This window comes from Rhodococcus sp. BS-15, from assembly GCF_000813105.1.
Classification (GTDB): domain Bacteria; phylum Actinomycetota; class Actinomycetes; order Mycobacteriales; family Mycobacteriaceae; genus Rhodococcoides.
Genome location: NZ_BAOX01000394.1, coordinates 1 through 3,608, shown reverse-complemented (window position 1 = coordinate 3,608; position 3,608 = coordinate 1). Strand labels below are relative to the sequence as shown.

The following is a 3,608-nucleotide window of genomic DNA, read 5'->3' as shown; positions in this document are numbered from 1 at the left end:
CGTCGCCGAGCAGTTTCATCGTGGCGGGCACGAGGAACATGCGGATGAGGGTGGCGTCGATGATGAGGCCGCGATCATGCCGTAAGCGATGTACTTCATCATCACCAGATCGGAGAACGCGAACGCCCCGGTGACGACGATGAGAATCAATGCTGCCGCGGTGATGATGCGTCCGGTATGCGAGGTGCCGATCCGAATGGCTTCGCTTGTGCTGGCACCCTTTTCGCGAGCCTCGACCATCCGTGAGAGCAGGAATACCTCGTAGTCCGTGGACAGGCCGAACACAATCGAGATGATCAGCACCAACACCGGAGCCATGATCGGTCCCGGGGTGAAATTCATCAGCCCAGCGCCGTTGCCGTCGATGAATATCCACGTCAAGATGCCCATGGTGGCACCCAGGCCGAGGACGGTCATGAGCACCGCCTTGATCGGCAACACCAACGATCCGAACGTCAGGAACATCAGCAGCGTCACGATGAACACCACCAGGACGGCCATCAACGGAAGCTTGTCTATGAGCGCACTGATCGAGTCCTGTTCGATGGCAGGTGTGCCGCCGACGAGGACCGTCGAACCCTCGGGCACGTCGATGCTGCGCAGGAAGTCGATCGCCGGCTTGGAGTCGTTACGATCGACCAGCCCGGCCTTGAAGACGATGATGCCGTCCTTGCTGGCACCGACCGGGGAGAACGGCTCGACGAGTCCGGGCGCATTGTTCGCCTGATTGGTGATCGCCGCGAGGGTGGCACCCTGCGCATCGCTGATCACCAATTTTATGGGCTCGGTGCGCTGGCCGGGGAAGAGCGAATCGAATTCACCCTGCGCGACGCGGGTGACGTTGTCGGGAGGCAGGTAGGTCTCGTTGATCCCGCCGAATTTGATGTTGCCGACGGGCAGCGTCAGGAGCACCAGCCCGAGCACGATCGGCACGGTGACCTTGACGGGGTTGCGCATCACCCAGCGGGTGAGCCGGCCCCACATGCCGTTCTCGATCTCCTCGCTCGACTTGGTCTTGCGCATGAATTTCAGACCGAGTGCGTCGACGCGAGGGCCGAGGATGGCCAGCATCGCGGGCAGAATCGTGATGGCAGTCAGCGCCGCGAGCGCGACCGTGGCGATGGAGCCGTAGGCCACCGACTTGAGGAAGCCCTGCGGGAACAACAGCAGGCCGCCCAGGGACGCGACGATCATCGTCGCGGAGAACACGACGGTGCGACCGGCCGTCATGACGGTGCGGCGCACGGCCTGTGGCGTCGTATAGCCGTCGCCCAGTTCTTCTCGGAATCTCGACACGATGAAGAGTCCGTAGTCGATGGCCAAACCGAGGCCGACGAGCGAGACCACGGGCGCGACGAACGAATTGACCTCGGTGAAGTTGGTGAACACCTTCACGATGCCGTTGGCTCCGACGACCGTCAGCCCACCGATGATCAACGGGAGGGCGGCGGCCACGACGCCACCGAAGATGAAGAACAGCAGCACCGCGACGGCCGGGATGGCCAGTAGCTCCATGCGGTGGATGTCGCCGGCCATAGTCGACTGCAACGCGCCCGCGACGGCTTGGAGCCCGGTCACCTGTACGTCGACACCGTCGATGTAGAAGACATCCTTGACGGCCTGGAAGTTGTTGGTCAGCTCGGTGTCGTTGTCGCCTTTGATGGCAATACTGGCGATGGCCTGCTGCTTGTCGGTGGTACCGAGGGCCGCGAGATTGGGTGCGCCCGCCGTCTTGAAGTAACTGCCGTTGACCTTGTCGATCTGATCGGGATGGTCGGTGACCAGGGAATCGAGATTGGCGACGATCTTGGACTGGAACTCCGGATCGTCGATGGTCGAGCCTTGCGGCGCGGTGTAGAGGACGATGACGTCACCCTGCTTGTCGCGGCCGAACGTGGTGTCCGCCAGGCGGGCAGCCTGAGCCGACTCCGAGGTCGGATCGTCCCAACCGCTCTGGCTGAGATGGCTGTTGAGATCGAGACCGTAGGCAGCGAAGCCCAACAGTCCGGCCACCATGACACCGATGACGGTGTACCGCAGGCGGTAGACGATGTCTCCCCATCTGGCGAACACTTAAGAAACTCCTTGGCGCCCGACGAGCAGGGCGGACAGCGGTCGGAAGGGCTGCAGCCACGCGCCTTCGTCGGGGAGCGAATCCAGACTCACCCGAGGCAGTGGTTCACGGAAGACGCCCGGAATCTCCTCGAGATCGAGGAACTCCAGGATGTCCGACGTGACAGCCCAGCTTGCGTGCTCCCGGAATCCCAGCACCTGTACGGGCACTCCGGTCGCTGCGATGGCCTCCAAAGGACCCTTGAACGCTTGACCGTCGGCGGACGCGACCATGACCCCGGCGAGGCCGCCGTCACGGTTGCGGAAGTCGATATGGTCGAGCATGTCTGCGTCGACGTCACTGTCCTCGTCGACCTTGGGCTTGGCGAACACCGCGAAGCCCACGTTACGCAATGCTTCGACCCAGGGTCGGACGACATCGGCGCTGCCGGGAGCGATGTTGGTGAACACTGTCGCCTCGGGTTCGAGAGTGGCGGTGCCCGAGGTGGAGAGTTCGGCGGTGCGGCTGAGCAGCCATCGGCCCAGTGCATCGAATCGCGGCCGGTAGGCGGCGGTGGGTCGACCACCCAGAATCGCCCCGAGGCCCATGTCCAGGTTGGGGGCGTCCCAGACCAGCAGGACGCGTTTGTTGTGGCGCGATTCACCGATCGCACCGAGTTGGGAGGGGTCGATCACGGTGTCGGGCATGTCCGTACTGACGCTCATGCTGTCTTCTTTCCCCAGATCAATTCCGTCACCGAGCTACCGACCTGCTGTGCCTTGCCCTCGAACTTGGTCACCGGCCGCTCGTGTGTCATGGGCGATTCCCAATCGAGAACGGTCAAACCGGGTTCGGCGTTCCCGGCCTCGGCAATCCACTCAGCGTATTCGGCATGATCGGTGGCCACGTGCAGAACGCCACCCGGCTTCAGTCGATCCGCGATCATGGCGAACGTCGGCCCCTGCAGCAGGCGACGCTTGTGGTGGCGAACCTTGGGCCAGGGATCGGGAAAGAAGACACGAACACCGGTCAACGACTCCGACGAGAGCATGTTCTCGAGCACGTCCATCGCGTCACCGCGCAGCAACCGAATGTTCTCGATGCCTTCTCGTTCGATCTGCTGCAGCGTCTGCGCGAGGCCCGGGCGGTAGACCTCGACGGCCATGAGGTTGACGTGCGGCTCGGCCGAGGCCATCGCCGTGGTGGCCGTTCCGGTCCCCGACCCGATCTCGAGGATCGCCGGGCCGCTGCGGCCGAACCAGGCGTCGATATCGATCCGATCGTCGGCGACATCACGGCCGATACGGGGCCAGAGGTTGTCCCAGGTGCTCTGCTGAGCCTCGGTCAGCGCTCCGCGCCGAGAGCGAAAGCTCGTCACTCGTGGGTACAGCCGTGAGCCCCGCTCGGGGGTGCGCACTGCGTTCTCCTCGGTGTCGACAGAGGTGTCCTGAGGCTCGTTCACCGGTCCATTGTCGCGCATCGACGGAGTGTGTGACAGGTGGGTCTCGAGTTGAAGTTGAGACTTGCCGTCCTACCGCTGATCAGCGGTAGGACG

The 3,608-nt window shown here is 63.5% G+C and carries 2 protein-coding genes and 1 pseudogene; all 3 read right to left on the bottom strand.

Features of this window, described 5'->3' with window-relative positions; all coding sequences use genetic code 11:
• Window positions 1–2,073: pseudogene (locus RHBS_RS25640) on the bottom strand (MMPL family transporter); the annotation flags it as partial.
• Window positions 2,074–2,760 (bottom strand): NYN domain-containing protein, encoded by a 687-nt coding sequence (locus RHBS_RS25635; protein WP_237669718.1) that lies wholly within the window; start codon window positions 2,758–2,760, stop codon window positions 2,074–2,076.
• Between the two features lie 14 nt (window positions 2,761–2,774).
• On the bottom strand, window positions 2,775–3,551 hold the full coding sequence (gene trmB / locus RHBS_RS25630; RefSeq protein WP_374700657.1) for a tRNA (guanosine(46)-N7)-methyltransferase TrmB: 777 nt from the start codon (window positions 3,549–3,551) through the stop codon (window positions 2,775–2,777).
• Between the last annotated feature and the right edge of the window lie 57 nt (window positions 3,552–3,608).

Bases quoted from the DNA above. Each gene is read 5' to 3' on its own strand.
- RHBS_RS25635 (WP_237669718.1), bottom strand. From the start codon at position 2,760: ATGCCCGACACCGTGATCGACCCCTCCCAACTCGGTGCGATCGGTGAA.